Source organism: Streptomyces sp. LUP30, assembly GCF_001746365.1.
GTDB lineage: Bacteria > Actinomycetota > Actinomycetes > Streptomycetales > Streptomycetaceae > Streptomyces.
The window spans coordinates 12,189-36,341 of sequence record NZ_MJAJ01000022.1; the positions used below are offsets into that span (position 1 = coordinate 12,189).

Genomic DNA, 24,153 nt, shown 5'->3' on the forward strand with positions numbered 1-24,153 from the left:
GGAGAGCACGCGCGCGTGCTCTCCGTTTTTCCGTGCCGCGGCGTCAGCGCCGCGCGGCGCGTCCCAGCTGCTCCAGCGTCGCCGTCACCGCCGGCACCTGGGCCAGGTCCGGCAGGGTGAGCGCGACGATCTCCCGCCGCACCGCCGGTTCCAACGCGACCGCGCGGGCGCCCCGGGGCCGCACCGACTCGATGGCGAGCTCGGGCAGGACGGCGACGCCGAGCCCGGCGCCCACCAGACCGACCACCGCCGGATAGTCGTCGGTCGCGAAGTCGATGCGGGGCGTGAAGCCCGCCCGCTCGCACACCTGCACCAGCTGGCCGCGGCAGCGCGGGCAGCCGGCGATCCACGGCTCGGCGGCGAGATCGTCGATGGCGACGGACCCCACGCGCGCGAGGCGGTGCCGCTCGGGCACGAGGGCGACCAGCCGGTCCGTCAGCAAAGGGCGCACGACCAGGTCGTCCCACTCGCCCTCGCCGGGGCCCGCCATGGCGGCGTCGCCCGTGGCGCGCTCGTAGCGGAAGGCGAGGGCGATGTCGCAGTCCCCCTCCCGGAGCAGCTCGACCGAGCGCGGCGGCTCGGCCTCCTCCAGGGACACCCGGGTGCCGGGGTGCGCCGCGCGCAGCGCGGCGAGGGCGGTGGGCACCAGGGTGGAGCTGCCGCTGGGGAAGGAGACCAGACGGACCCGGCCCGCGCGCAGTCCCGCGATCGCGGCGACCTCCTCCTCGGCCGCCGTCAGTCCGGACAGGATCCCCACCGCGTGCCGGACGAGGGCCTCGCCCGCCTGGGTCAGCCGCGTCTCACGGCCGCTGCGGACCAGCAGAGGCGTGCCGACGGACGCCTCCAGGGCCTTCATCTGCTGGCTGACGGCGGGCTGGGTGCAGCCCAGTTCCCGCCCGGCCGCCGAGAAGGAGCCGGTGGTGGCCACGGCGCGCAGCACACGGAGATGACGGGCCTCGATCATCCGTCAAGCATAAGGGACCCTTGGGTTCCGGCGCGAATAATGCGTCGACACTTTGACGTCGGGTCGCCTACCGTGCCGTCATGAGGCTTCTGTCAGTCAATCTCGGCCGTCCGAAGGCCGTTCCGTACACCGGCCAGCCGCAGGGGCTGACCGGCATCGACAAGCGGCCGGTCGAGGGGCCCGTACGGGTCTCGGCGCCCGGCCCGAAGGGGGTCGGGGGGAGCGGTCTGGCCGGGGACGCGGTGTGCGAGCTGCGCCATCACGGCGGCGACGACCAGGCGGTGTACGCCGTCGCGCGCGAGGACCTCGACGCGTGGGAGCACGAGCTGGGGCGCCCGCTGGGCAACGGCGTGTTCGGCGAGAACCTCACCACGGCGGGCCTCGACGTCTCGGGGGCGCGGATCGGCGAGCGCTGGCGGATCGGGTCCGAGGTGGTGCTGGAGGTGACCGCCGGGCGGATACCGTGCCTCACCTTCCAGGGGCATCTGGGCGAGCAGCAGTGGGTGAAGCGGTTCACGCACAAGGCGGCGACGGGCGCGTACCTCCGGGTGATCGTCGCGGGCGACGTCCGCGCGGGGGACGCGGTGGAGATCGTCCATGTGCCGGATCACGAGGTGACGGCCCGTATGCAGTTCCAGGCCGTCACCACGCACCGGGAACTGCTGCCCCGGCTGCTCGCGGCAGGTGAGGCCCTGCATCCGGAGGCGCTCGCCGCGGCCCGGAAGTACGTGGCGGAGCACGGGGGCTGAGCCGTTCTCACCGAGTGGGCGCTCACGAGGCCTTCACGTTCGGGAGGCAGCGTGCAGAGGGCGGATCCTCGCACCGCGGGTCACTAACCTTGCGCCATGACAACGGCTCTCATTACGGGTTCGACCGCAGGCATCGGCGCCGCGTTCGCGCGCAGACTGGCGGCGGACGGGCACGATCTCGTCCTCGTGGCACGGGACACCAAGCGCCTGCGTGAGCAGGCGACCGAGTTGCACGACCGGCACGGCATCGAGGCCGAGGTGCTGACCGCCGACCTCGCCACGGACCAGGGCATCGAAGCGGTGGCCGCCCGCCTCGGGGACCGCAAGAACCCCGTCGACCTGCTGGTCAACAACGCCGGCTTCGGCAACAAGGGCCGCTATCTCGACGTGTCCATGGCCGACGAGCTGAAGATGCTCAAGGTGCACTGCGAGGCGGTGCTGCGGTTGACCTCGGCGGCGACGGCGGCGATGCGCGAGCGCGGCCGCGGCGGGGTCGTCAACGTGGCGTCCGTGGCGGCCTTCGTGCCGCGCGGGACCTACGGGGCGTCCAAGGCGTGGGTCGTGCAGTTCACGCAGGGCGCGGCGAAGGACCTGGCGGGCAGCGGGGTGCGGCTGATGGCGCTCTGCCCGGGCTTCGTGCGCACCGAGTTCCACGAGCGGGCCGGGATGGGCACGGACAACATCCCGGGCTGGATGTGGCTGGACGCGGACAAGCTGGTCGCGGCGGCGCTGCACGACCTGGCGCGCGGCAAGTCGCTGTCGATCCCCGACCCGCGCTACAAGGCGCTGATGGGCCTGGTGAAGGTGACGCCCCGGTCGCTGCTGGGCGGGATCAGCTCGAGGACGGGCCGCAAGTACGGGCCGCAGTGACGGGTGCGGCGGTGAACGGGTGACGTGGGCGCTCCGGTGGGAAAATGGACGGGACGGGACCGGGACCCAGGGGGGCCGGAGGCGGCGTCATGACGTTCGTACAGCTCATCGACTGCAGGACCAGCCGGTTCGACGAGATGGACCGGCTGATGGACACATGGGTCGAGCAGACCCGGGGGAAGCGGACCGCGACCCACGCGGTCGTCGCCAAGGACCGCTCCGACGACTCGCACTTCATCGAGATCGTGGAGTTCCCCTCGTACGAGGAGGCGATGCGCAACTCCAACCTCCCGGAGACCGGCAAGGTCTTCCAGGAGCTGGTCGCCCTGTGCGACGAGATGCCGACGTTCACGGACCTCGACGTCGTGCGGGACGAACAGCTGTACACGCGGACGGCACGGCTGTTCTTCGACACGATCGGCACGCGGGGCGAGCTCCCGCCGCTCGACGGGCTGATCGCCGAGGAGTACCACGACCACGATCCGGCCAACCCGCAGGACACGATGGGGATGGACGCGATGCGCCGGGAGATCGAGGCGTGGCGCAGCGGCTTCGACTTCGACTTCGTGCTCGACGACCAGATCGCCCAGGGCGACCGGGTGTGCAACCGATGGACCTGGCGCGGGGCCCACAAGGGCGACTTCATGGGGATCCCGGCCACGGGCAGAAGCGTCACGATGACCGGGGCGACGATCTTCCGGTGCCGGGAGGACGGGAAGATCGTCGAGGCCTGGTGGCAGTACGACCGGCTCGGCCTGATGGACCAGCTGGGGGCGCTGGACGCGCTGCAGTAGCGGGCCGGCGGCCGCGGGAGCGGCGGACGCACGCCGAGGCCCGGCGCCTCTTGTCTGCAGGGCGCCGGGCCTCGGTTCGTGCCGTGGGTACCGACCTGGGTCAGTGGGAGTGGCCGTGGGAGTGGCCGCCGGCGGCCGGCTCCTCCTCTTCCTTCTTCTCGACGACGAGGGTCTCGGTCGTCAGGAGGAGGGAGGCGATGGAGGCGGCGTTCTCCAGGGCGGAGCGGGTGACCTTGACCGGGTCGATGACGCCGGCCTTGACCAGGTCGCCGTACTCGCCGGTGGCGGCGTTGAAGCCCTGGCCCTTGTCGAGCTCGGCCACCTTGGCGGTGATGACGTAGCCCTCGAGGCCCGCGTTCTCGGCGATCCAGCGCAGCGGCTCGACGACGGCGCGGCGGACGACGGCGACACCGGTGGCCTCGTCGCCGGTCTTGCCCAGGCCGCCCTCCAGCACCTTGGCGGCGTGGACCAGCGCGGAACCGCCACCGGAGACGATGCCCTCCTCGACCGCGGCGCGGGTCGCGGAGATGGCGTCCTCCAGACGGTGCTTCTTCTCCTTCAGCTCCACCTCGGTGGCGGCGCCGACCTTGATCACGCACACGCCGCCGGCCAGCTTCGCGAGGCGCTCCTGGAGCTTCTCGCGGTCCCAGTCGGAGTCGGTGTTCTCGATCTCGGCCTTGATCTGGGCGATACGGCCCACGACGTCCCCGGAGTTGCCGCCGCCGTCGACCAGGGTGGTGTCGTCCTTGGTGACGGTGACGCGGCGGGCGGAGCCGAGCACGTCGATGCCGACCTGGTCGAGCTTGAGGCCGACCTCCTCGGAGATGACGGTGGCGCCGGTGAGGACGGCCATGTCCTGCAGCATCGCCTTGCGGCGGTCGCCGAAGCCCGGGGCCTTGACCGCGACCGCGTTGAAGGTGCCGCGGATCTTGTTGACGACGAGGGTGGAGAGCGCCTCGCCCTCCAGGTCCTCGGCGATGATCAGCAGCGGCTTGGAGGAGTTGGTCTGGATGACCTTCTCCAGCAGCGGCAGCAGGTCGGCGATCGAGGAGATCTTGCCCTGGTTGATGAGGATGTAGGGGTCCTCCAGGACGGCCTCCATGCGCTCCTGGTCCGTCACGAAGTACGGCGACAGGTAGCCCTTGTCGAAGGCCATGCCCTCGGTGAAGTCCAGCTCCAGACCGAAGGTGTTGGACTCCTCGACGGTGATGACGCCGTCCTTGCCGACCTTGTCCATCGCCTCGGCGATGAGCTCGCCGACCTGCTGGTCCTGGGCGGACAGCGCGGCGACGGCGGCGATGTCGGACTTCTCGTCGATCGGGCGGGCGGTGGCCAGCAGATCCTCGGAGATGGCCTTGACGGCGGCGTCGATGCCCTTCTTCAGGGAGGCCGGGGAGGCGCCGGCGGCGACGTTCTTGAGGCCCTCGCGTACGAGCGCCTGCGCGAGCACGGTGGCGGTGGTCGTACCGTCGCCCGCGATGTCGTTGGTCTTGGTCGCCACCTCCTTCACGAGCTGGGCGCCGAGGTTCTCGTACGGGTCCTCGAGCTCCACCTCACGGGCGATGGTGACGCCGTCGTTGGTGATGGTCGGGGCGCCGAACTTCTTGTCGATGACGACGTTGCGGCCCTTGGGGCCGATCGTCACCTTGACGGTGTCGGCAAGCTTGTTGACGCCGCGCTCAAGGGCGCGACGGGCGTCCTCGTCGAACTTCAGGATCTTCGCCATGGGAGCGGTTCAGCCCTCTCGGAAAGCGTGGGAGAAACGAACTGCGCCCCCAGCGCCCGGCTTCACAAAGTAGCGGGGGCCAGGGGCGCAGTTCACTGCAAAACTCGGTGAATTACTTCTCGATGATCGCGAGGACGTCGCGAGCCGAGAGGACGAGGTACTCCTCGCCGTTGTACTTCACCTCGGTGCCGCCGTACTTGCTGTACAGGACGACATCGCCGACCTTGACGTCGAGCGGCAGGCGCTCGCCGTTCTCGAAGCGACCCGGGCCCACCGCGAGGACGGCGCCCTCCTGGGGCTTCTCCTTCGCGGTGTCCGGGATGACCAGGCCAGAGGCGGTGGTCTGCTCGGCGTCGAGCGGCTGGACCACGATGCGGTCCTCGAGCGGCTTGATGGCAACCTTGGAGCTGGTGGTCGTCACGATCCGACCTCCCCCTTCGGAGATCTCACGGGGTTAACTGTCTGAGGTGGCGACCAGGTGGATCCGTCGTCGCGGGTGCCGGACCTGCCCGTCGCTGTGTTGGCACTCTCCAGTGGTGAGTGCCAGAACCGAGACTATGGCCGCGATTAGCACTCGGTCAAGCGGAGTGCCAATGCGTGCGGCGCGTCGGCCATGTTTTCGGCTCGGCGACGCCTTCGCCGCCCGGCGCGCGGGGCGGGACAGGGCGGGGCGGGGCGCAACCTGGCGTGGCGTGGCGTGGCCGCGACGTGGCGTCCTACAGATAGTCCTCCAGGCGGCCCACCGTCAGGCCCTGGTCCTGTACCTGGCGCAGCAGGCGGGTCGTGCGTTCGCGCAGGACCGAGCCCGTCGTCTCGTCCGGGGCGACGGCGATGATGTCGCCGGGGTGGAGGCGGTGGGGGCCGTGGGCCCGGGTGAGGCCGGTGGGGCCCATGGCGGCGCGCCACAGGACGAGGGCCGTGATGCCGCAGTCGGCGGCGGCGCGCCGGGTGGTGACGTCGTAGGCGCCGTAGGGCGGGCGGAAGAGGCGGGGCCTCAGACCGAACCGGGCGCGGAGCTTGTCCTGCTGGCCGCAGATCTCGGCGCGCTGCCCGGCGTAGGGCAGACCGCGCAGGACCGGGTGGTCGAGGGTGTGGTTCTGGATGCTCGCGCCGACCGACTGCAGCCGGGCGAAGTGCGCGTACCCCGGGCCGACCACGCTGTCGGTGAGGAACATGCTGACCGGCAGGCGCAGTTCGCGGACCATGTCGACGAAGTGAGGGTCGCGTTCGGCGCCGTCGTCGTAGGTGAGGAAGACGACCTTGTCGGTGGTGGGGACGTGGTCGAGGACCGGCGGCAGAGCCGTTTGCGGACTGCCCGGCAGGACGCGGACGGGATGGGACGGCGCGGGAGCCAGCGGAGTCGTCAGGCCCCAGCGGCGGTACGGGCTCGGTGCGGGCTCGCGCCCCTGCGCGGCGGCCTTCCTGCCCAGGCGCTCGATCGGGTCGACGGACTGGGCGCAACCGGTCAGGGTGGCCAGGATCAGCAGGACGGCCGTCAGTCCGCGCGCCCTCACAGGTAGTCCTCCAGCCGGGCGACCGCGTAGCCCTTCGCCGTGACCTTGTCGAGGAACCGGCGGACCATGTCGGGCATCGTGCCCTTCCACTCGCCGCGGCCGCGGAAGTGGGTGAGGACGATGTCGCCCGGATGGAGGTCCTGGTCCGGCTCCCGGTACTCCCAGTGGTCCACGAAGACCTCCTCGTCCCAGAGCGGGGCGTAGCGCACGCCGCAGGACTTCGCGGCGCGCAGGGTGTCCTGGTCGTAGTTGCCGAACGGTGGCCGGAAGACGGCGGGGCGGACGCCGTACTGCTCCCGCATCACCTCCTGCATGCCGCAGATCTCGCGTTTCTGGCGGGCGTAGGAGAGGGCTGGCAGGTAGGGGTGATGGAGCGTGTGGTTGTTCAGGGTCACCCCCAGGTCCCGCATCTTCTTGAAGTAGCCGTAGTCGCCCTTGATCAGGTAGTTGCTGAGGAAGGCGGTGTACGGGACCTTCAGCTCGCTCATCATGCGCAGGAACGCCGGGTCCTTCTCGGCGCCGTCGTCGATGGTGAGGAAGACGACCTTGTCCTCGGTCGGGATCGTGGTGAAGACCGGCGGCAGGCCGAGTTCCTCGTGGTCGTCGACCTCGAAGCCCTTGCGGGTGGTGATCTCCGGCTTGTGCGCGGGCGGCGCCGGGGGCGTCAGCGGGACCTTCCTCAGACCCCAGCGCCGCGCCGCCGCGACGCGGGCCTGCTGGGCGGCCCGGAGCCGGTCGGCGTACGCGTGCAGGGCGCGGGCGGGCGGCGCCTCCGGGAGCGCGGCCTTATCGGGCTGCTGGCCCGGCGCGGGGCGGATCGCCCCGCCGACGCCCCCGCCGTCCCCCGCGCAGCCCGACGCGAGGACGGCCAGCGCGAGGACGGCGAGCGCGCCCCGGATTCCCGTACGCCCGCGGCCGCGCCGGATTCCCGTACGCCCACACCGGCGCGACCCCTGAGAACAACCGCGGTTGTCATCATTTTGTACGACAGGTCCCATGGCGCCGGATCCTCGCAGCCGCCGTCCCCGAACCCCGACCGACACCGCCGCCGGACGCCCACCGTCCACCAGGTGGCCCACAGAGACTGCGCTCGGCGCCCGCGCCGGTCCGGCAGAGCCCCCTGACCGGCGAGGCGGGCGGTTGGCCGACAATGGCGGGGTGAACGACCTTGCTCCGCTGCTCACTGCCGAGGGCCGCGCCCTCCTCGACGCGGTGCGCGGCACCGCCCCGGCCGACGAGCTCGCCGTCGCCACCCGGCTGCGCCGCGAGCACCCGGCCGACCTGGTGTCGGCGGCCATCGGCCAGGCCAGACTGCGGCAGCGGGCGGCGGTGAAATTCGGGGCCGAGGACGCGGACCGGATGTTCTTCACTCCGAACGGCGTGGAGCAGTCGACGCGGGCGAGCGTCGCCGGCTACCGGGCCGGACGGATGCGGGCGATGGGCGTGACCTGCGTCGCCGACCTGTGCTGCGGGATCGGCGGCGACGCGATCGCGCTCGCGCGCGCCGGCATCCGGGTGCTGGCCGTGGACCGGGACCCGGTGACGGCACAGACGGCGCGCGCGAACGCCGAGGCGCTGGGGCTGAGCGAACTGATCGAGGTGCGCGAGGCGGACGTCACCGAGGTGGACACCGGCGGCTATGACGCCGTGTTCGTCGATCCGGCCCGCCGGGGCGGACGCGGACGCGTCTTCGACCCGGAGGCCTACTCGCCGCCGCTGTCCTGGGCGGTGGGCGCTGCCCTCGCCGCGCCCCGCGCCGCCTTGAAGATCGCGCCCGGCGTGCCGCACGAAGCGATCCCGGCCGAGGCCGAGGCCGAGTGGATCTCGGACGGCGGGGACGTGAAGGAGGCGGTGCTGTGGTTCGGGACCGGCGGGCCGGGCGCGGTCCGGGCGACCCTGCTGCCGGGACCGCGGACGCTGCTCGGCGGCGGTCTGCCCGATCCGCGCGTGCGGCCGGTCGGCAGGTACCTGTACGAGCCCGACGGCGCGGTGGTCCGGGCCCATCTGGTCGCCGACGTGGCCCGCGAGGTCGACGGCGGGCTGATCGACGAGACCATCGCCTACGTCACCGCCGACGCCCTGCGTCCCACCCCGTACGCCACCGCCTACGAGATCACCGATCAACTCCCTTTCAACGTGAAGAAGTTGAAGGCCCTGCTGCGGGAACGCGGGGTCGGGATCCTGACCGTGAAGAAGCGGGGGTCGGCGGTGGAGCCGGAGGAGCTGCGCAAGAAGGTGCTCCCCAAGGACCGGGGCCCGCACTCGGCGACCGTCTTCCTGACCCGGGTGGCGGGGGCGCCGACGATGCTCCTCGGCGCCCCCGCCGGTCCGGCCGTTACTGCCGGTGGAGCGTCTTGAGCGGCGCCAGGTTCGGCCGAGCGCCGGCCTGTTCGGGGCGCTGCGCCGTGGCCGCCGAGGCGTCACCGTCGGCGTGCGCGGCGAGAGCTCGTGCCGACGCGGCCGGGATGAGGCCGTTGTAGTACGGGCGGTAGGTGAAGTAGGCGCTGCCCGCACTCATCGAGGCACCCGCGGTGTTCAGCTCGGCCTGGGCGAGCGAGCCGGTGCCGCCGAAGGCCACCATGGAGTTGACGCTGGCGCTCTCGCGCACGAGGTAGCTGTTCACCTCGGGCGACAGCGCGGTGGCGCTGCTGCTCCACAGGAGCGGCCCGAAGACGTTCACCGCCGCGGCGGCCGACACGCCGTCGCGCCAGGCGCCGGAGTAGGCGAGACCGGTCATGTTCGGCGCGGTCCACCAGAACATGGCGATGGCGACCGAGATGGACCCGTCCGTGGTGCCCGAGATCGGGTAGTACGAGTACGTCGACGGCCACCGCGAGAAGCTCGTGTGGGTCAGCGCGTAGCTCGCCGCCGAACCGACCGGGATGATCATGGTCTTGTCGGGGTTGAGGCTGTTCAGGTACGACTGCACCGACGCGGTCAGCTTGTTGCCGTTGGTGAGGACGACTCCGGCCGCGCTGGCGGAGCCGTCGGACCCTGCCGCGGCCGCCGCCGAGAGAGCCGCGCGGTACTCGGTGCCGCCGGCCAGGAAAACGTACTTGGGGGCGGAGCTGACGGTCCTGCTCACCATCACCGAGGTCGCGTAGCGGTCCGCGCCGGTCAGCCGCACGGGGACGTAGCCGAGCGCCTTGACCTGGCTGGCGACCGTGTTGTCGAGGACGGACGCGCTGCCGACGAGATAGACGGGCTTGCCCGGCGCCAGGATCCGCTTCAGCTCGTTCTTCGTCGTCGACGAGAGCCCGGTCTTCTGGGTCATCAGCACCGGGCCCTCCTTCCGGCCGGCCAGGGCGGGTGCGGTGACGGCGTACTCCGGGGCGTCCTGGTTGACCAGCACCGCGGACTTGGCGTTCATCAGGCCGGGCTCACTGTGGCCGACGGTGTTCCAGGTCCAGCGCGACGAGGCGGTGCCGGTGAGGTAGGCGTTGGCGCCCCACACCCGTCCGGTGCCGTTCTGGCGCAGCGGCTGCCAGCTGGGGTTCCCGACGTGGCTGCTGTTCGTCGCGTCCGTGACCGGGGTCAGCTCGCCGGTCGTCGTGTCGACGTACTCGACGGTGTGCACGTCGTCGCTGTTCGGCGAGGTGTGGGCGTCGAAGACGATCCGCTTGCCGGTGGGCGACCAGGACGGGTCGGCGTACCGGCGCGGGCCGGTGGTGAGCTGTCTGACGTCGGTGCCGTCGGCCTTCGCCGTGAAGATCTGCGGGTTGCCGTCGGTGTCCTTGCGGACGAACGCCAGCTTGGTGCCGTCCGGGGACCAGGCGGGCTGCTCGGCGTCGGCCAGCGCGAGCTCGACCGTCTTCCTGGCGCCGTCGTAGACGTACACGCCGGCGCCGGCGTTGCAGCTTCCGGCGCGGCGCTCGAACGCGACCAGGCCGTTGACGTTCACGCTCGGTTCGGAGTCGCAGACGGTGGCCGGCTCCAGATTCGCCGGCATCAGCGGGCCGGGCGCCCAAGAGGCGTCGGAGGGGCCGTAGGCGAGCTGGCCGCCGCTGGCGAAGACGACGTAACGGCCGCGGTTCCAGAAGGTCAGGTCCTCGTACGGGGCGCTGGAGCGCAGTCCCTGCGCCCACGGCAGGGTGATCTTCTTGGTGCCGTTGGGCAGGACGCTGGAGATCTGGCCGGACACGCTGAGCACGCGGCTTCCGTCCGGCGCCCAGGTGGCGTAGCTCCCCACGTTGGGGATGGTGCTGGTCTTGCCGGTGGCGGGGTCGACGAGCAACCCGCCGTCGTTGAGGATCTTGCCCTCGACGCCCGGCCAGGGCCCTGCGTCGTCGGCGACGGCGCCGGGTGCGGCGGCCAGGGTGCCCGCGGCGGCGAGGACCACCGCGGTGGCGAGTGCCGCGGCGCGGCGGCGCGTGAACAGTCTCAAGTTGTGGACCCCCGGGGATCATGTGATGCGCATGATGTCGATGAAGCCGCGTGCGGGCCTGGTCGGCGTCGTCCCCCGTCGCCCATACCGTCGGCCACACAGTCGTTCCACAGCGGCCGGATCACTCTAGGTCGCCACGGCCACAAAGGGAACAGACATACGAGCAACGCGTGTTCGAAGTTGCCGGAAGTTGCTGGAAGTCGGCGGAAGTCGCCCGGTTTTCGGCTGCCTCAGGTTCTACGGCACTCGTCGGCCCGCGCCAGCAGCAGTTCCCGTTCCCGCTCGTTGCCCGTCAGCGCGGCCGCCCGCTCGAACTCGGTCCTGGCCTCCGCCGGACGGCCCAGGCGCACCAGCAGGTCGCCGCGGACGCTGGGCAGGAGGTGGTACTCGCGCAGGGACGGCTCGGCGGCGAGGCCGTCGACGATCCCCAGCGCGGGTCCCGGCCCCTCGGCCATCGACACGGCCACGGCGCGGTTGAGCTCGACGACCGGGGAGGGAGCGCGCACGGCCAGCAGACCGTACAGGGTGGCGATGGCCGTCCAGTCGGTGTCCTCGTAGGTCGGCGCGTGCGCGTGGCAGGCGGCCACGGCGGCCTGGAGGGCGTAGGGGCCCGGCGGCCCGGACGGGGAGGTGGCTCCGGCCCTCTCCAGGGCGGCGATGCCCCGGGCGACGAGCCGCCTGTCCCAGCGGCGGCGGTCCTGGTCCCGCAGCAGGACGGGCGAGCCGTCGGGTGCCGTGCGGGCGGGGGTGCGGGACGCCTGGAACTCCAGCAGCGCGGCCAGCGCGTGGACCTCGGGCTCCTTCGGCATCAGGGCCGCCAGCTGCCGGGCCAGCCGCAGCGCGTCCTCGCACAGCGCCGGGCGCAGCCAGTCGTCGCCGGCGGTGGCCGCGTACCCCTCGTTGAAGATCAAATAGATCACGTCCAGGACCGAGCCCAGCCGGGCCTCGCGGTCGGGTCCGTACGGCACCTCGAAGGCGACGTTCCTGGTGGCCAGGGTCTTCTTGGCGCGGACGATCCGCTGGGCGACCGTCGGTTCGGGGACCAGGAAGGCGCGGGCGATCTCGGGCGTGCTCAGACCGCCGAGCAGACGCAGCGTGAGGGCGGTGCGGGCCTCGGCGGACAGCACCGGGTGGCAGGCGGTGAAGACGAGCCTGAGCAGGTCGTCGTCGATGTCGTCGGCGTCGGCGGGCTCCTCTGGCGGGGCGGTCGTGGTCTGCAGGTCGCGGCCCATCTCCTGCAGCTTGCGGGCGTAGTTCTCCCGGCGGCGGACCAGGTCGACGGCGCGGTGCCGGGCGGCCGCCGTGAGCCAGGCCCCGGGGTTGTCCGGCACTCCGTCGCGGGGCCACTGCTCCAGCGCCGCCACCAGCGCGTCCTGCGCCAGCTCCTCCGCGATGCCGACGTCGCGCACGACACGGGCGACGGCCGCGATGACGCGGGGGTACTCCAGGCGGAAGACGGTCTCGATGGCGGCGCGGGGATCCGAGGCGGCACGGCGGCCCGGGGCGGAGCCGCGGTCCCGGGCGGAGCCGCGGTCCGGGGCGGTCGGGGGGTTCGAGGCGGGCTGTTGTTCCACAGCCCCCCATCGAACACCCACCGGACGTCCGGGCCAAGGAAGGCTCAGCCCTCCGCGATCTCCCGCACCTCGCAGGTCACCGTCCAGAAGTCCTCGTGGACCTTCACGAACCGCTTGGTCCACTCGACGGCCTCGTCCTGGTCCTTGCACTGCATGATCGCGTAGCCGCCGACGGCCTCCTTGGTCTCCGTGAAGGGCCCGTCGGTGACGGAGACCTTCCCGCCCTCGTAGTGCACCCGGACGCCCTGCCCGGTCGGGGTCAGCCCGGCGGTCTCCAGCATCACGCCGGCCTTGGTGATCTCCTCGATCAGCTCCCCCATGCGCTGCATCAGTTCGGGGCTGGGGCCCTCCGCGGGCACGCTGTTCTCGTCGATCCGCACCAGCGACAGGTAACGGGGCATGGTGACTCCTCCGGTCCGATGGGCCGGGTCCTTCCCGGCCTCTCACCCCTTCGTCGAACGGGAGCGGGCCGGATCGACATCCCCCCGCGACTTTTTCGCCGGCTTCATCGCAGCGACTTCCACAGCGCGCCGGCCGCCGGCTCCCGGGCCACCACCCGGTTGGGGTCGGAGGGGGCCGTGACCACGGGCATGGTGACCGTCCTGACGTGGTCGGACCTCAGCCCCTTCAGGCTCCGGCCGAGTTCCGTCAGCTCGCTCAGGGAGTCCAGACCGGTGTCCGTGGTGAGGCTGCCGGTGATCGCGTCGGCGACGCCGTAGAGCCGGCCGGGGCTGGTCAGGAGGTCGGTGGAGGCGATCTGCGCCAGCAGGGCCTTCACCAGCTTCTGCTGCAGGCCTATGCGCCCGAGGTCGCTGCCGTCGCCTATGCCGTGGCGGGTGCGGGCCAGGGCCAGGGCGCGGGCGCCGTTCAGGTGGTGGACGCCGGCCTTGAGGTGCAGATGACTGTCGTCGTCGTCGATGTCCTCGTCGGTGGTGACGGTGACCCCGCCGAGCGCGTCGACGAGCTTGGCGAAGCCCGAGAAGTCGACCTCGACGTAGTGGTCCATGCGGACGCCGGTGATCGACTCGACGGTCTTGACGGCGCAGACGGGACCGCCGATCGAGTAGGCGGTGTTGAACATCGCGCCGTACGCCACGGACGTCGATCCGCCCCCGGACCTGGGGCAGGAGGGGCGGGTGACGAGGGTGTCGCGCGGGATGCTGACGACGGTGGCCGTCGTACGGCCGGCGTCGACGTGCACGACCATCGCGGTGTCGGAGCGCGCGCCGGTGCTGTCGCCGCCGCCGAGCTCCTGGTTCTCCTCGCCGCTGCGCGAGTCCGAGCCCAGCACGAGGACGTTCATCGCCTCGGTGGGCGGCGGGGACGCGGAGGGGGCGGGAGCGACGACCGCCCTGGCGGGGCGGTCGTCGCCGAGCGCGTTGTCGATGTCGACGCTCTTGATGTTGTCGTCGAGGCGCCAGTAGGCCCAGCCCGCCGTCCCGACGCCCACCGCCAGGGCTGCGGCCAGGGTGATTCCGGCGGCCTTCAGCGCTCTCGACCGCCGGCCCGCTCTCGCTCCGTCTTCGCCGTGCTCCTCGTCTCGCGTCACGGGCAGGAACGTACGTCCGAATTATGAGCGGACCGTTAGGAAGCCGACCGCGAGCCGGAATTCTCGTGGGAATCTCAGATTCCCCCCGGGATCGGCCCGGGTTCAGCCGAGCGTCACCGTCGGCGCCGGGTTGCTCCCGCTCCAGTTCGCGTTGAACCCGAAACTCACCGAACCGCCGTCCGGGACCGTCCCGTTGTACGAGGCGTTCGCACAGGTCACGGCCGGCCCCGACTGGGTGCAGTCGGCGCTCCAGGCCTGGGTGATCTGCTGGCCCGCGCCGTACGTCCAGGTCGCCTTCCAGGACGACAGCGAGGCGCCCGAGCAGGAGATGGTCACATTGCCGGTGAAGCCGGTGTTCCACTGGCTTCCCACGCTGTACACGGCCTTGCACCCGCCGGTCGGCGGCGGTGCGGTGGTGCCGCCGAGCGCTTCGGCGATGCCGTAGTAGGCGGGTTTGGGCGCGTAGTTGCCGTCGTACGGCGTCGCCGCGCCCTCCCCGGGAAACGTGCCCTCCACCCATGAGTCGGAGTCGGTGAAGCCCCAGACGGTGAGGTTCACACAGCGCGCGACGGCGACGCAGGCGGCGGTGACCGCCTTGTAGTCGGCCTTCTGCCGGTCGAGTTTGGCGCCGTCCGAGGGCAGCGTCATCCGGATGTCCAGCTCGGTGATCGCCACGTCCACGCCGAGGTCGGCGAAACGCTGGATGTTCTGCTGGAGGGTGGCGGGGACCTGACCGAGGACGAGATGCGCCTGGAGGCCGACCCCGTCGATGGGGACTCCCCTCTGCTTCAGCGACCTGACCAGGTTGTACAGGGCCGTGGACTTCGCGTTGACGCCCTCGACGTTGTAGTCGTTGATGTAGAGCTTCGCGGCCGGGTCGGCGGCCCGCGCCCAGGTCAGGGCATTGGCGATGTAGTCCGCGCCGAGGCCGTTGTACCAGAGGGTCGGGCGGTAGGTGCCGTCCTCGTTGAAGGCCTCGTTGACGACGTCCCAGGCCGCGATCCTGCCCTTGTACCGGCCGACCTCGGTGGCGATGTGGTTCTGCAGCAGGTCGCCCAGCTGGGCGGGGGTCCAGCTGCCGTTGGTGAGCCAGTTCGGGTTCTGGTTGTGCCAGACCAGGGTGTGGCCGCGCACCTGCTGGCTGTGAGCCTGCGCGAAGGCCACGATCCGGTCGGCCTCGGCCCAGTCGAAGGCGCCCCGGGCCGGCTCCACCGAGCCCCACTTCATGGCGTTGCCGGGGGTCAGCGAGGAGAACTGCGCCGCGGCGACGTCGCCGTAGGTCCCGGTGAGCTTGGAGCCGGTGACCGCGGTGCCGACGATCTTGCCCTTGGCCGCGCCGAGGTCGCGCAACGGGGTGTCCGCCGCATGGGATGCGGGGGCCGCGAGGAGCAGGGCCGCCGCGGCGGCGACGCCGGTGACCAGCGTGGTCAGCCGGGTTTTCAGGCGGAGAGTTCTGGAGGATCTCATGGCGGGTGCCTCCGAAAGTTTCGGTCGTTCAACCGATTGACTTCGGAGGAGTGTGGGGGTGTGCGCCACACCCGTCAATACGTCAACTTCCGGCCAGACCCCCGGTCTCGACTTCGTTTCCGTCCGGGCGGGGCCCCCGCCCCGGGCCCCCGGCCCTACGCGGCCGGCGGCGCCCCGGTGCTCGTGCGCACCACCAGGCTGGTCGCCAGCTCCACCCGGGTCGCCGTCGGCGCTTCCTGGGACGTCGAGCGCGCCAGTTCGAGGACCAGCCGGGCGGCCGCCTCGGCCATCTCCGTCAGCGGTTGCCGCACGGTCGTCAGCGGCGGCCCCACCCAGCGGGCCACCGGCAGATCGTCGAAGCCGACCACGCTGACGTCCTCCGGGATGCGCAGCCCCAGCTCGCGCGCGGCCTCGTAGAACCCGAGGGCCTGGAGGTCGTTGCCGGCGAAGACGGCGGTGGGCCGGTCGGGGCGGTCCAGGAGCTCGCGGCCGAGTCGGTAGCCGGTCTCGTGATGGAAGTCGCCGGTCTTGATCAGCGCATGGTCGACGGGCAGGCCGGCCGTCTCCAGAGCGGCCCGGTAGCCGTCGATCCGGGCCCGGCTGCACATCATCTGCGGCGGCCCGCTGATCGCCCCGATCCGCCGGTGCCCCAGCTCGACCAGATGCCGGGTGGCGGCGAGGCCGCCCTGCCAGTTGGTCGCCCCGATGGACGGCACGTCGGCGCCCGGATCGCCGGCCGGGTCCATCACCACGAACGGGATGGACCGGCTGGTCAGCAACGCCCGCTGGGACTCGTCCAGCCCGGACAGCACCAGCACGACGCCGTGCGGGCGGCGGGCGGCGACCTGGTCGGCCCAGGTCCGCCCGGGGGTGAGCCGCCCGGCGCTCTCGCTCAGCACCACGCTCAGCCCGGCGTCCCGGGCCACGTTCTCCACACCCCGGATGACCTCCATCGCCCAGGCGCTCTCCAGTTCGTGGAAGACCAGGTCGATCAGCGGCGAGCGGGTCGCCTCGGCCCGGCGGCGCCGGTAGCCGTGGGCGCGCAGCAGTTCCTCGACGCGGGTGCGGGTGCCGGGGGCGACGTCGGCCCGTCCGTTGAGGACCTTCGAAACAGTCGGTGCCGATACGCCGGCCTCGCGGGCGATCTCCGCAAGGGTCGCGGTCTGCGTCGGCCGCGCTTCTGTCCGCGTTTCCACGGGCTCCGAGGGTGTCATGGCGGCGATCGTATCGCCACGCGACCTCTTGACGAACCTGGTAGGACGCCATAGGTTCCCGGAACATTCGAAGTACATCTCGAAACATTCGTACACTCGCTCGTACAGGATCCCCGGATTCGCTGGCCCTCTGGTGGCTCACCGACCTCTGACAGGAGTTTCATGACCACCGCCCCCTGGCGTGACCCCGCCCTGCCCGCCGCCGCCCGCGTCGACGACCTCCTCTCCCGGATGACCCTGGAGGAGAAGACCGCCCAGCTGTACGGCGTGTGGGTGGGCGCCGCGACGGACGGCGACGGAGTCGCCCCCCACCAGCACGACATGAGCGCCGATCCCGCCGAGGACTACGACGAGCTGATCACCCGCGGGCTCGGCCAGCTGACCCGTTCCTTCGGCACCGCCCCCGTGGAGCCGGGCCTCGGCGCCCGGGCCCTGGCCCTCGCCCAGCGGCAGATCGCCGCCGCGGGCCGCTTCGGCATCCCGGCGGTCGCCCACGAGGAGTGCCTGGCCGGCTTCACCGCCTGGCGGGCCACCGCCTATCCGGTGCCGCTGGCCTGGGGCGCCGCCTTCGACCCTCCGCTGGTGGAGGAGATGGGCCGGGCGATCGGCCGCGACCTGCGCGCGGTCGGCGTCCACCAGGGTCTGGCCCCCGTCCTGGACGTCGTCCGCGACCCGCGCTGGGGACGGGTCGAGGAGACGATCGGCGAGGACCCGTACCTGGTGGGCACGGTCGGCACGGCTTATGTGCGCGGGCTCGAATCGGCCGGGCTGGTCGCCACGCTCAAGCACTTCGCCGGGTACGCCTCCTCGGCGGGGGCCCGCAACCTGGCCCCGGTGCGGGCGGGCACCCGGGAGTTCGCGGACGTGACGCTGCCCCCCTTCGAGATGGCATTGCGCGAGGGCGGCGCCCGCTCGGTCATGGCGGCCTACACCGAACGCGACGGCGTTCCGGCCTCCGCCGACCCCGAGCTGCTGACCCGGCTGCTGCGCGAGGAGTGGGGCTTCACCGGCACGGTCGTCGCCGACTACTTCGGCATCGGCTTCCTGCAGACCCTGCACCGGGTGGCCGGCACCCCCGCGGAGACGGCCGGTCTCGCCCTGACGGCCGGCGTCGACGTCGAACTGCCGACGGTGAAGTACTACGGCGCGTCGCTGGTCGCGGCCGTCCGGGCGGGCGAGGTCCCGGAGGAGCTGGTGGACCGGTCGGCCCGCCGCGTGCTGCTCCAGAAGTGCGAACTGGGCCTGCTCGACGAGGACTGGCGGCCCGAGACCTCCGAGTCGGTCGACCTCGACCCGGCGGCGAACCGTGTGCTGGCCCGCCGGCTGGCGGAGGAGTCGGTGGTCCTGCTGGACAACCCCGACGGACTGCTCCCCCTCGCCCCCGACACCCGGGTCGCGGTGGTCGGCCCGCGGGCCGCGGACGCCCTGGCGATGCTCGGCTGCTACTCCTTCCCCTCCCACGTCCTGCCGCACCACCCCGACGTGGAGACGGGCATCGAGATCCCGACCCTGCTGGAGTCGCTGCGGGCCGAACTCCCCGACGCGAAGGTGACGTTCACGGAGGGCTGCGGGGTCTCCGACCCTGACCCGTCCGGCTTCACGGAGGCCATCGCACGGGCGGCGGAGGCGGACGTGTGCGTGGCCGTCCTCGGCGACCGGGCCGGCCTGTTCGGCCGGGGCACCTCGGGCGAGGGGTGTGACGTCGCCGACCTCAGCCTGCCGGGCGTCCAGGGCGAGCTGCTGGACGGGCTGGTGGCGACCGGCGTCCCGGTCGTCCTCGTCCTGCTCACCGGCCGCCCCTACGCGCTGGGCCGCTGGCACGGGCGGCTGGCGGCGGTCGTCCAGGCGTTCTTCCCCGGCGAGGAGGGCGGTCCGGCGGTGGCGGGAGTGCTGTCGGGCCGGGTGAACCCCTCGGGCCGTCTCCCGGTGAGCGTGCCGCGCGTGCCGGGCGGCCAGCCCTGGACCTACCTCCAGCCGCCGCTGGGCCTGGCGGGCGAGGTCAGCAGCCTGGACCCGACCCCGCTGTACGCCTTCGGCCACGGACGCACGTACACGACGTTCGCCTGGGAGGAGTTCACCGGCCCCGACGCGGAGATCCCGACGGACGGCTCGTACGACATGGCCGTCACCGTGCGCAACACCGGCGACCGGGCGGGCACCGAGGTCGTGCAGCTGTATCTGCACGACCCGGTGGCGAGCGTGACCCGTCCCGACGTCCGCCTGATCGGCTACCGCCGGCTGGAGCTGGCGGCGGGCGAGTCGGCGCGGGTCGCGTTCCGCTTCCACGCCGACCTGTCGGCGTTCACCGACCGCGACGGCCGCCGGATCGTCGAACCCGGGGCGCTGGAACTGCGATTGGCGGCGTCCAGCGCGGATGTGCGGGAGGTGGCCCGGCTGCGGCTGGCCGGCCCGGTGCGCGAGGTGGGCGTCGAGCGACGGCTGCACTGCGACGTGGGCGTCCTGCGCACCTGACGTGCGGCCGCGGGGTGTCGGCGTGTCAGAACCCGCCGACACCCGCCGCGCTGACATCCGCCGACACCCCGGGCGCGCGACGGGAGTCGGGACGGCCCCGGCCGCAGGGGTCCGGCGGCAGGGGTCCGGCCGGGCGGAGAGCGCGCCGGGGACGCCGCAAAGCGGGAGACGCCGGCCGGGGAGACCGCCTCCGGGAGATGCGTCCGGGAGATGCCGTGTCGAAGATACGAATAAGATGTGGAGCCCACTCGGAGAAGGGCTTCAGGTGAGTCAACCGCCGCGTGGCGTCTGCCCGTTGTGCGGTGCGCCCAGGGCCGCGGACGGCGCCCCCGCATGCGTCTGCGCCCGGCTCGCGTCCGACGCCCACCGCAGCGACCGCACGGCGCAGGCGGCCGCCGCCGAGGACTTCGACCCGGTGCGGATCCGGCCGTTCGTCGTGCTCGGCGACGACGGGAACCCCCAGGACGGCGCGCGTCCCGGCGCACGTCCCGAGAGCCCGGCCGTCCCCGCGCCGACGACCTCACAGGCCCCCGACGAGCCGCCGTCCGCCCAGGAAGCCGACACGGTGGACGGGGTGGGCGGGTCGGGAGAAGGCGAGGAGCCCGGGGGGCCCGGGGGGCCCGACGCTCATGACGGGCCGTACCGCGGCCGGAGCCGGAGCCGCGTACGGCTGCTGGTCCTCGCCGGCGTCCTCGCGACCGCCGTCACCTTGGCCGTGCTCGCGGCAGTCCTCGGGTACGACGGCCCCGCACGCCACGACACCTCCGCCGAAGGCGTCCGGGCGCCGGTGCCCGAGGAGACGTCCGCGGGCGTCACGACGGCCGGACGGCCGTCCGCCCACGCCTCCCGGTCCCAGCCGCCGCCGACCCCCTCCCCCTCCCGCTCCGCAGGCGCGTCCGCCTCCGCCCCGGCCTCGGCGACTCCCGCACGCTCTGCCGGGCCGTCCCCGACGCCGTCCGCCGGCGCGACCGGCAGCGCGCCCGCAGAACCCGTTCCGACACAGTCCGCGCCCCCGGTCCTCCGCCTGGGCGACACCGGCCCCGAGGTCGCCGAACTCCAGACCCGCCTGGGCCGGGCCGGGTACTACGACGGCCAGGCCGACGGCGCCTACAGCCGTCAGGTCGAGGCCGCGGTGCGCACGTACCAGCTCACCCGAGCCATCGTGAAGGACGAGTCCGGCGTCTACGGCGCCGCCACCCGGGCCTCCCTGGAAGCGGAGACGGCCGAGCCCTGACCGCCGGCCGCCCGGCCCCCGCCCGCAGTCCCCAGCCCCCGGCCCGCAGTCCTCAGTCCTCGTCGCCCACCGGCTCGAACCGCCACCGGTGCACCGCCCGGGCCACCAACTCAGCGTCGGGCTCGGGCAGTTCGGGGAGCCCCGCGTCGTCGTACCCGGCGTCCCACCAGGTGATCACCAGCACCCGGTCCTGCGGGGCCCGGAAGGTCTCCCGGCGCAGCGGCCGCGGCGACAGCTCCTGCGCCCGCGCCCACGCCAGCAGTTCCCCGCCCCGCCCGGCGACCGCCCGGGCCTCCCACATCAGCACGACGCTCACGACGCGATCCTCATGAGTAAAGGTTGCCCTTGGCGACCTCGTGCACATGGTCGTGGCCGTGGCCGTTCGGGCTGCCCGGCACATGCGGCTCGGTCACCGGCAGCGAGGAGTCCGCCGACAGGTCCCAGCTCGACGCCGCGCGCCCCCGGGCCACCATCTCCGCGCCCAGCGCCGCCACCATCGCGCCGTTGTCCGTGCACAGCTTGGGGCGCGGCACGCGCAGCCGGATGCCGGCGGCCTCGCAGCGCTCCCGGGCCAGGGCCCGCAGCCGGGTGTTCGCGGCCACGCCGCCGCCGATCATCAGGTGGTCGACGCCCTCGTCCTTGCAGGCCCGCACCGCCTTACGGGTCAGGACGTCCACGACCGCCTCCTGGAAGGAGGCCGCCACGTCCCGCACCGGCACGTCCTCGCCCGCCGCCCGCTTCGCCTCGATCCAGCGGGCGACCGACGTCTTCAGCCCGGAGAAGGAGAAGTCGTACACCGGGTCGCGCGGGCCGGTGAGGCCGCGCGGGAACGCGATGGCCGTCGGATCGCCCTCGCGCGCGTAGCGGTCGATGACCGGGCCGCCCGGGAAGCCCAGGTTCAGCACCCGGGCGATCTTGTCGAAGGCCTCGCCCGCCGCGTCGTCGATGGTCGCCCCCATGGGGCGGACGTCGGAGGTGATGTCGGTGGACAGCAGCAGGGAGGAGTGGCCGCCGGACACCAGCAGGGCCATCGTGGGCTCGGGCAGCGCGCCGTGCTCCAGCTGGTCCACGCAGATGTGCGAGGCGAGGTGGTTCACGCCGTAGAGGGGCTTGCCGAGGGCGTAGGCGTACGCCTTCGCCGCCGAGACGCCGACCAGCAGCGCGCCGGCGAGGCCGGGGCCGGCCGTGACCGCGATGCCGTCGAGGTCCTTCGGGCTCACTCCCGCTTCCTTCAGCGCCCGGTCGATGGTCGGGACCATCGCCTCCAGGTGGGCCCGGGAGGCCACCTCGGGCACGACGCCGCCGAAGCGGGCGTGCTCGTCGACGCTGGAGGCGATCGCGTCCGCCAGCAGGGTCGTGCCGCGCACGACGCCGACGCCGGTCTCGTCGCAGGAGGTCTCGATCCCCAGTACGAGGGGTTCGTCAGCCATTGGTCTCGGTTCCTTGCGTTCCGGCTACGGATGTCGTCGGGTCGGTCAGGCGCATCACCAGGGCGTCCACGTTCCCCGGCTGGTAGTAGCCGCGGCGGAAGCCGATGGCCTCGAAGCCGAAGCGTTCGTAGAGCTTCTGGGCGCGGACGTTGTCGATCCGGCACTCCAGCATGACCTCGGCGCACTCGAACGCGGTCGCCGCGCGCAGCAGTTCCGTCAGCAGGCGGCCGCCGAGGCCGGTGCCCCAGTGGTCGCGGGCGACGGCGATGGTCTGGACGTCGGCGAGGTCCCCGGCGGCGGCCAGGCCGGCGTACCCGACGATCCGCTCGCCGGCGTTCCCGTCACCGTCGTCGCGCCGGTCGACGGCGACGAGGTACCGCCGGGTCGCCTCGGGACCGCGGGCGTGGGCCAGGTCGGACCAGAACATGCCCCGCGACCAGGCGTCCTCGGGGAAGAGGTCCTTCTCCAGCTCCAGCACGGGCTCGATGTCCCACCAGCGCATCTCGCGCAGCACGGGCTGCCCGGGCGGGTTGACGGTCTCGGTCACTTGGGGGTGACCACCTTGTAGTTCTTGGGCACCTGGGCGTCAGGGCGGCGCAGATACAGCGGGCGCGGGGCCGGGAGTTCCTCGCCCGCGGCCAGCCTCTCGGCGGCGAGACCCGCGAGGGCCGCGGCGGAGACGTGTTCGGGCTCGTGCGCGTTCGGGAAGGCGTCCGGGTAGAGCAGCGCGCCCGCGCCGACGGCGGGCAGCCCGGCCACCTCGTCGGCGATGTCTGCGGGCCGGTCCACGGCGGGGCCCGAGAGCCGCGTGCGGGCGTCGGCGTAGCGGGCCCAGTAGACCTCCTTGCGGCGGGCGTCGGTCGCCACGACGAAGGGTCCTTCCAGGTCGGACGCGTAGGCGAGCCCGTCGAGCGTGCACAGGCCGTACACGGGGACGCCGAGCGCGAGTCCGAAGGTGTCGGCGGTCATCAGGCCGACGCGCAGCCCCGTGTAGGGGCCGGGCCCGACGCCGACGACGATCCCGGTGACGGCGTCGAGCCGTAGCCCGGCCCCGGCGAGCAGCCGGTCGACGGCCGGCAGCAGCAGCTCACCGTGCCGGCGCGCGTCCACCTGTGCGGAGGAGGCGACGACGTCCGTGCCGTCGTGCAGCGCGACGGTGACGGCGGGGGTGGCGGTATCCAGAGCGAGCAAGAGCACGCGAACAGCCTACGGCTCCCGTGCCCGGGAATCAGCCGCGCCGGCCGAACGTCCGATCACTGCTAACGTCGCCGCGAAAGGTGACGTACAGGACAGACGGGACGGTCGGCGATGCCAGGCAACAGCTCGACTTTCGTGGCCGGGCTCACCGCTGCGGCCCTGGCTGCGGTCGGGTTCCTCGCCTTCCAGGCGTCGGCGAGCGCACCCGCCGACCTGGCCGGGGGACAGCGCGCCGGGGCACCGGCGAAGACCGCCCCCCGGGACCCACGGCATCCGACCGCGCTGCCGGCCGGCTCCGGCGCGGGCGAGCGGGTCGTCTACTCCCTGACCGCAGACCGGGTCTGGCTGGTCGGACCGAACGACGTGGTCACGCGCACGTTCAAGGTCGCCCCCGGCAGCGTGGACCCGCTCCCGGGCAGCTATGCCGTCACCTCCCGCTCGGGCGCCGTCACCGGCACCGACGGCACACCCATCGAGCACGTCGTGCGCTTCACCACCGTGCGGGACGCGACGATCGGCTTCAGCGCCGCGCTGGACGGCTCGATGCCGGAGCCCGACCCCGCCGTGCGGACGGGCGGCATCCGGGAGACGGTCGCGGACGGCGCCGCGATGTGGACGTTCGCGACGATCGGACGAGGGATCGTCGTCGTCCCCTAGCAGTGACCCCGTAGGAGTGATCCCGTGGGGGTGATCCCCGGCTCGGGCGGACGACTCAGGCGGCCCTGCGGTGCCGGGCCGCGGCCCTCGTGACCGTCTCCGGGTCGGGCAGCCGCGGCGGCGTCGAGACGGCCTCCGCGGCCGCGCAGGAGGCCAGCAGGTCGCGCATCGACACGCCGGCGACCGGGGTCGGCCGCGCGGGCCGGGGCGTGGGCTCGGGGACCGGCATGAACGCCTCCTGCGGTTCGGGGGCGGGCATGGTTAGGTAGACCTAACCACGAACTCGATACCATGTGACCACGGAAAAGACACCGGACGCAACATTTTGCCGACGCCCTGTCGGAACATTCACGGGTCG

23 protein-coding genes are annotated in these 24,153 nt (G+C 72.7%); 7 read left to right on the forward strand and 16 right to left on the reverse strand.

Annotation, left to right across the window (positions count from 1 at the left end; all coding sequences use genetic code 11):
• Window positions 1–43 precede the first annotated feature (43 nt).
• On the reverse strand, window positions 44–964 hold the full coding sequence (locus BG482_RS19490; RefSeq protein WP_069770359.1) for a LysR family transcriptional regulator: 921 nt from the start codon (window positions 962–964) through the stop codon (window positions 44–46).
• 80 nt (window positions 965–1,044) lie between these two features.
• Between BG482_RS19490 and BG482_RS19495 the strand changes: the two genes are divergently transcribed.
• The 3 genes from BG482_RS19495 (at window position 1,045) to BG482_RS19505 (ending at window position 3,377) form a co-directional block, all read left to right on the forward strand.
• Complete coding sequence (locus BG482_RS19495; RefSeq protein ID WP_069770360.1) at window positions 1,045–1,713, forward strand: MOSC domain-containing protein; 669 nt, start codon at window positions 1,045–1,047, stop codon at window positions 1,711–1,713.
• 96 nt (window positions 1,714–1,809) lie between these two features.
• On the forward strand, window positions 1,810–2,583 hold the full coding sequence (locus BG482_RS19500) for an SDR family oxidoreductase (RefSeq protein ID WP_069770361.1): 774 nt from the start codon (window positions 1,810–1,812) through the stop codon (window positions 2,581–2,583).
• Between the two features lie 89 nt (window positions 2,584–2,672).
• Window positions 2,673–3,377: an ester cyclase gene (locus BG482_RS19505; RefSeq protein ID WP_069770362.1), complete on the forward strand. Its 705-nt coding sequence runs from the start codon at window positions 2,673–2,675 to the stop codon at window positions 3,375–3,377.
• Window positions 3,378–3,477: 100 nt separating this feature from the next.
• Here the strand turns inward: BG482_RS19505 and groL are convergent, their stop codons facing one another.
• The 4 genes from groL to BG482_RS19525 form a co-directional block, all read right to left on the reverse strand.
• Complete coding sequence (gene groL, locus BG482_RS19510) at window positions 3,478–5,103, reverse strand: chaperonin GroEL (protein WP_069770363.1); 1,626 nt, start codon at window positions 5,101–5,103, stop codon at window positions 3,478–3,480.
• A 112-nt stretch (window positions 5,104–5,215) separates the two neighbouring features.
• Window positions 5,216–5,524 (reverse strand): co-chaperone GroES, encoded by a 309-nt coding sequence (groES, locus tag BG482_RS19515; protein ID WP_020132158.1) that lies wholly within the window; start codon window positions 5,522–5,524, stop codon window positions 5,216–5,218.
• 295 nt (window positions 5,525–5,819) lie between these two features.
• Window positions 5,820–6,617: a polysaccharide deacetylase family protein gene (locus BG482_RS19520; protein WP_069770364.1), complete on the reverse strand. Its 798-nt coding sequence runs from the start codon at window positions 6,615–6,617 to the stop codon at window positions 5,820–5,822.
• Complete coding sequence (locus BG482_RS19525) at window positions 6,614–7,615, reverse strand: polysaccharide deacetylase family protein (RefSeq protein ID WP_079141928.1); 1,002 nt, start codon at window positions 7,613–7,615, stop codon at window positions 6,614–6,616. The genes BG482_RS19520 and BG482_RS19525 overlap by 4 nt, the downstream gene beginning before the upstream one ends.
• 160 nt (window positions 7,616–7,775) lie before the next feature.
• Here BG482_RS19525 and BG482_RS19530 point away from each other — a divergent pair, with 160 nt between their 5' ends.
• The gene (locus tag BG482_RS19530; RefSeq protein ID WP_069770365.1) at window positions 7,776–8,975 is read left to right on the forward strand and encodes a methyltransferase domain-containing protein; all 1,200 of its coding nucleotides are present in this window, start codon (window positions 7,776–7,778) and stop codon (window positions 8,973–8,975) included.
• Here BG482_RS19530 and BG482_RS41200 read toward each other — a convergent pair.
• The 6 genes from BG482_RS41200 to BG482_RS19560 form a co-directional block, all read right to left on the reverse strand.
• Entirely contained in the window at window positions 8,953–11,001 is a 2,049-nt protein-coding gene (locus BG482_RS41200; RefSeq protein WP_256096413.1) for a cell wall-binding repeat-containing protein, read from the reverse strand. The genes BG482_RS19530 and BG482_RS41200 overlap by 23 nt on opposite strands.
• 230 nt (window positions 11,002–11,231) lie before the next feature.
• Window positions 11,232–12,575, reverse strand: coding sequence for an RNA polymerase sigma factor (locus tag BG482_RS19540; protein ID WP_079141930.1), 1,344 nt, complete (start codon window positions 12,573–12,575; stop codon window positions 11,232–11,234).
• A gap of 44 nt (window positions 12,576–12,619) precedes the next feature.
• Complete coding sequence (locus BG482_RS19545; RefSeq protein WP_069770366.1) at window positions 12,620–12,976, reverse strand: YciI family protein; 357 nt, start codon at window positions 12,974–12,976, stop codon at window positions 12,620–12,622.
• A 104-nt stretch (window positions 12,977–13,080) separates the two neighbouring features.
• Window positions 13,081–14,124 carry an LCP family protein gene (locus BG482_RS19550; RefSeq protein WP_069770367.1) on the reverse strand — a complete coding sequence of 348 codons (1,044 nt, stop codon included), beginning with the start codon at window positions 14,122–14,124 and terminating at the stop codon, window positions 13,081–13,083.
• A 102-nt stretch (window positions 14,125–14,226) separates the two neighbouring features.
• A complete protein-coding gene (locus BG482_RS19555) occupies window positions 14,227–15,591 on the reverse strand; it encodes an endo-1,4-beta-xylanase (RefSeq protein WP_069770368.1) in 1,365 nt (454 codons plus the stop codon).
• A gap of 155 nt (window positions 15,592–15,746) precedes the next feature.
• A complete protein-coding gene (locus BG482_RS19560) occupies window positions 15,747–16,805 on the reverse strand; it encodes a LacI family DNA-binding transcriptional regulator (RefSeq protein WP_069770369.1) in 1,059 nt (352 codons plus the stop codon).
• Window positions 16,806–16,967: 162 nt separating this feature from the next.
• On the opposite strand from BG482_RS19560, the gene BG482_RS19565 reads away from it, so the two are divergent.
• Both BG482_RS19565 and BG482_RS19570 read left to right on the forward strand, forming a co-directional pair.
• Complete coding sequence (locus BG482_RS19565; RefSeq protein ID WP_069770370.1) at window positions 16,968–19,277, forward strand: glycoside hydrolase family 3 N-terminal domain-containing protein; 2,310 nt, start codon at window positions 16,968–16,970, stop codon at window positions 19,275–19,277.
• 265 nt (window positions 19,278–19,542) lie between these two features.
• Window positions 19,543–20,511, forward strand: coding sequence for a peptidoglycan-binding protein (locus BG482_RS19570; protein ID WP_079141932.1), 969 nt, complete (start codon window positions 19,543–19,545; stop codon window positions 20,509–20,511).
• A gap of 52 nt (window positions 20,512–20,563) precedes the next feature.
• On the opposite strand, the gene BG482_RS19575 is transcribed toward BG482_RS19570, so the two are convergent.
• The 4 genes from BG482_RS19575 to tsaB are packed head-to-tail and all read right to left on the reverse strand — an operon-like array spanning window position 20,564 to window position 23,138.
• Window positions 20,564–20,827: a hypothetical protein gene (locus BG482_RS19575; RefSeq protein ID WP_069770372.1), complete on the reverse strand. Its 264-nt coding sequence runs from the start codon at window positions 20,825–20,827 to the stop codon at window positions 20,564–20,566.
• A gap of 10 nt (window positions 20,828–20,837) precedes the next feature.
• Window positions 20,838–21,941, reverse strand: coding sequence for a tRNA (adenosine(37)-N6)-threonylcarbamoyltransferase complex transferase subunit TsaD (gene tsaD, locus BG482_RS19580; protein ID WP_069770373.1), 1,104 nt, complete (start codon window positions 21,939–21,941; stop codon window positions 20,838–20,840).
• Window positions 21,934–22,443: a ribosomal protein S18-alanine N-acetyltransferase gene (gene rimI / locus BG482_RS19585; protein ID WP_069770446.1), complete on the reverse strand. Its 510-nt coding sequence runs from the start codon at window positions 22,441–22,443 to the stop codon at window positions 21,934–21,936. Before rimI ends, tsaD begins: the two co-directional genes overlap by 8 nt.
• Before the next feature lie 41 nt (window positions 22,444–22,484).
• The gene (tsaB, locus tag BG482_RS19590; protein WP_069770374.1) at window positions 22,485–23,138 is read right to left on the reverse strand and encodes a tRNA (adenosine(37)-N6)-threonylcarbamoyltransferase complex dimerization subunit type 1 TsaB; all 654 of its coding nucleotides are present in this window, start codon (window positions 23,136–23,138) and stop codon (window positions 22,485–22,487) included.
• Between the two features lie 111 nt (window positions 23,139–23,249).
• On the opposite strand from tsaB, the gene BG482_RS19595 reads away from it, so the two are divergent.
• Window positions 23,250–23,795: a hypothetical protein gene (locus BG482_RS19595; RefSeq protein ID WP_069770375.1), complete on the forward strand. Its 546-nt coding sequence runs from the start codon at window positions 23,250–23,252 to the stop codon at window positions 23,793–23,795.
• Window positions 23,796–23,850: 55 nt separating this feature from the next.
• Here the strand turns inward: BG482_RS19595 and BG482_RS19600 are convergent, their stop codons facing one another.
• Window positions 23,851–24,054: a hypothetical protein gene (locus BG482_RS19600; protein ID WP_069770376.1), complete on the reverse strand. Its 204-nt coding sequence runs from the start codon at window positions 24,052–24,054 to the stop codon at window positions 23,851–23,853.
• Window positions 24,055–24,153: the final 99 nt, after the last annotated feature.

Coding starts and splice junctions, on each gene's coding strand:
- BG482_RS19490 (WP_069770359.1), bottom strand. CDS start 964: ATGATCGAGGCCCGTCATCTCCGTGTGCTGCGCGCCGTGGCCACCACC.
- rimI (WP_069770446.1), bottom strand. CDS start 22,443: ATGCGCTGGTGGGACATCGAGCCCGTGCTGGAGCTGGAGAAGGACCTC.
- BG482_RS19560 (WP_069770369.1), bottom strand. CDS start 16,805: ATGACACCCTCGGAGCCCGTGGAAACGCGGACAGAAGCGCGGCCGACG.
- BG482_RS19525 (WP_079141928.1), bottom strand. CDS start 7,615: ATGGGACCTGTCGTACAAAATGATGACAACCGCGGTTGTTCTCAGGGG.
- BG482_RS19495 (WP_069770360.1), top strand. CDS start 1,045: ATGAGGCTTCTGTCAGTCAATCTCGGCCGTCCGAAGGCCGTTCCGTAC.
- groL (WP_069770363.1), bottom strand. CDS start 5,103: ATGGCGAAGATCCTGAAGTTCGACGAGGACGCCCGTCGCGCCCTTGAG.
- BG482_RS19555 (WP_069770368.1), bottom strand. CDS start 15,591: ATGAGATCCTCCAGAACTCTCCGCCTGAAAACCCGGCTGACCACGCTG.
- BG482_RS19565 (WP_069770370.1), top strand. CDS start 16,968: ATGACCACCGCCCCCTGGCGTGACCCCGCCCTGCCCGCCGCCGCCCGC.
- tsaD (WP_069770373.1), bottom strand. CDS start 21,941: ATGGCTGACGAACCCCTCGTACTGGGGATCGAGACCTCCTGCGACGAG.
- BG482_RS19545 (WP_069770366.1), bottom strand. CDS start 12,976: ATGCCCCGTTACCTGTCGCTGGTGCGGATCGACGAGAACAGCGTGCCC.
- BG482_RS19600 (WP_069770376.1), bottom strand. CDS start 24,054: ATGCCCGCCCCCGAACCGCAGGAGGCGTTCATGCCGGTCCCCGAGCCC.
- BG482_RS19500 (WP_069770361.1), top strand. CDS start 1,810: ATGACAACGGCTCTCATTACGGGTTCGACCGCAGGCATCGGCGCCGCG.
- BG482_RS19505 (WP_069770362.1), top strand. CDS start 2,673: ATGACGTTCGTACAGCTCATCGACTGCAGGACCAGCCGGTTCGACGAG.
- BG482_RS19595 (WP_069770375.1), top strand. CDS start 23,250: ATGCCAGGCAACAGCTCGACTTTCGTGGCCGGGCTCACCGCTGCGGCC.